This is a genomic window from Thalassolituus sp. UBA2009 (assembly GCF_002335285.1).
Classification (GTDB): domain Bacteria; phylum Pseudomonadota; class Gammaproteobacteria; order Pseudomonadales; family Oceanobacteraceae; genus Venatoribacter; species Venatoribacter alkanivorans.
Map to the genome: position 1 here is coordinate 4,262 of NZ_DDCJ01000017.1, position 2,723 is coordinate 6,984.

General features: G+C 52.6%; 3 protein-coding genes. All 3 read right to left on the reverse strand.

Annotated elements, in window-relative coordinates; genetic code table 11:
• The coding region (locus B3P58_RS01685) for a SecDF P1 head subdomain-containing protein (RefSeq protein ID WP_414716555.1) at nt 1-1,187 on the reverse strand (1,187 nt) is incomplete at its 3' end.
• A 73-nt stretch (nt 1,188-1,260) separates the two neighbouring features.
• Nucleotides 1,261-1,626: a preprotein translocase subunit YajC gene (gene yajC / locus B3P58_RS01690; RefSeq protein ID WP_145471000.1), complete on the reverse strand. Its 366-nt coding sequence runs from the start codon at nt 1,624-1,626 to the stop codon at nt 1,261-1,263.
• 89 nt (nt 1,627-1,715) lie between these two features.
• Nucleotides 1,716-2,723: tRNA guanosine(34) transglycosylase Tgt (tgt, locus tag B3P58_RS01695; protein WP_286715624.1), on the reverse strand; the 1,008-nt coding region annotated here is incomplete at its 5' end.

The following is a 2,723-nucleotide window of genomic DNA, read 5'->3' on the forward strand; positions in this document are numbered from 1 at the left end:
GAAATAATGGATTTTTCCACAATCTGAATGGTTTTCGGTGTTTCCACACCATCGACCAGCTCATAGGTGGTTTTCGGCTTACGCTCAACAAAGAGTACCGCCATACGACGCTTTACTGCTTTACGGGTAACCTGAGTCATCATCGCGCCACCTTTGGCGTCGAGATCAATATTCACCTGCGGAAAGCCATTCTCATCAAAGGATGGCTGGGCGTTGGTCACGCTGTCACCGGTGGTAATAATGGCTTTTTCCAGACGCGCAGTACGGAACTGCTCATTACGGAAGGCATATTCTTCGGTCTGGAAACGGCTGGCACCCGGCTCGGCTTCAAGACGAAACTCCAGATTCGCGGCTTTGCCCAGAATTTTCTTGGCTTCAGCAGTGTCCTGTACACCCGGCAGTTCAACCACGATGCGGTTACGGCCCTGACGCTGCACCAGAGGTTCAGCAACACCCAGCTCGTTCACCCGGTTACGCAGGGTCGTGAGGTTTTGCTTGATGGCGTAGTCTTCAAATTCTTTGATTTTTGCTTCGGTAATCGCCAGAACAACGTCAGCGTACTCACCTTTATCTTCATTTTCCTGCAGGAATTCAGGATAGGTGCGGGAAATAAAGCTGTTAGCCTGCGCCCGGACTTCAGCATCGACGAAGCTGATACGCAGCTTATGATCTTCAATCTGAATTCGACGATACTTCAGCTGTTCTTCACGCAGACGGTTACGGAATTCTTCACGGTAATTGGCGATTTTACTTTTAACGTAATCATCCATATCCACTTCCATCAGGAAGTGCACACCACCGCTCAGATCCAGACCCAGCGTCATAGGGCCCGCGCCCATATTGAGCAACCAGTCGGGGGTGGTCGGCGCCAGGTTCAGTGCCACAATGAATTCATCACCCAGCAAACGCTGTACGGCGTCTTTTGCCGGCAACTGATTTTCGTTGCTGGTCAGGCGAAACAATGCCGTACTACCGGTCACTTCTTCACCAAAAAATTCGATATTGCGTTCCTGCAGAGCAGAACGGACTTTAGTCAGTACCGCTTCCGACATTTCAGCGCCAGAACGGGCCGGCGTTACCTGAATAGCAGCATCGGGCGGATACAGGTTGGGTGCGGCATAAAGACAGGCAAAAATCAGCGCCAGCACAATGAGAAGGTTTTTCCACAGCGGGTATTTATTGAGCATACAACTGCCCTTATCCTTATTCAGAAAACAAAGACGGCCTCCTGAGAGACCGTCCTGAGCCCGGAGACGGGGCTTAAGCTTTAACGTCTTTGATGGTGCCTTTTGGCAGAGCCGCCGTAATGGCTACTTTCTGCACCGGCAACTGTACGCCGTCAGCCACTTCGATAACCACAAAGTCATCGGTTACTTTGGTGATTTTGCCCAGCATACCGCCGGCGGTTACCACTTCATCACCTTTGCTCAGACCACCGATCAGATTTTTATGCTCTTTCTGACGCTTGCTCTGTGGACGCCACAGCAGGAAGTAGAAAATCAGCAGAAAACCGCCGAGGAATACCAGCTGACCGGTAATGCCCATTGGCTGTTGTGCTGCCGCGCCACCGTCGGCCATAGCCAGTCCGGAGGTAGTTAAGGCCAGAGCTGCCAGAATTGCTTTCATGTAGAGAGTCTCCCAATTACTTACCGCGAGTATGTCACGGCTGAACGACAAAATGTTTACAGACGGCACCGTAAAGCGCCGCGTGTTATTTATTCCCTGGCTCCGGAGTCCTGATCCAGTGGCGGGGTCTTCATGCCCCGTTTGGCATAGAACTCATCGACAAACCCGGCAAATGTACCTTCTTCCAGTGAGCGGCGCAAACCGGCCATCAGGGTCTGGTAATAATGGAGGTTATGAATGCTATTTAAAGTAGCCCCCAGAATTTCTTTGCATTTGTCCAGATGATGCAGGTATGCACGACTGAAGTTTTTGCAGGTGTAGCAGTCGCACTCATCATCCACCGGACCGTTGTAGGTACGGTTGGCGGCGTTGCGGATTTTCAGCACCCCCTTCGAGGTGAACAGGTGCGAGTTACGCGCATTACGGGTTGGCATTACGCAGTCAAACATATCCACCCCACGACGCACACCTTCTACCAGATCCTCAGGCTTACCCACGCCCATCAGGTAACGCGGCTTGTCCTGCGGCATTTTCGGCGCCACATGACGCAACACGCGCATCATGTCCGGCTTCGGTTCGCCCACACTCAGACCACCGATGGCATAACCGTCAAAACCGATTTCCAGCAGACCGGCGAGGGATTCGTCACGCAGGTCTTCATACATGCCGCCCTGAATAATACCGAACAGAGCCGATGGGTTATCGCCATGGGCGTCTTTTGAACGCTTGGCCCAGCGCAATGACATGCGCATCGAATCGGCGGCCTGCTTCTCGGTCGCCGGATACGGTGTGCATTCGTCAAAAATCATCACGATGTCGGAACCCAGATCACGCTGCACCTGCATCGAGCTTTCCGGTGTCATCATGACCTTGTCGCCATTGACCGGCGAACGGAAAGCCACCCCTTCTTCGGTAATTTTGCGCATATCACCAAGGCTGAACACCTGAAAGCCGCCGGAGTCGGTCAGGATTGGCTTATCCCAGCCGATAAAATCGTGCAGATCACCGTGCTCTTTAATCACCTCAGTTCCGGGACGCAGCATCAGGTGGAAGGTATTGCCGAGAATAATCTCAGCGCCCAGCGCCTCAACCTGATC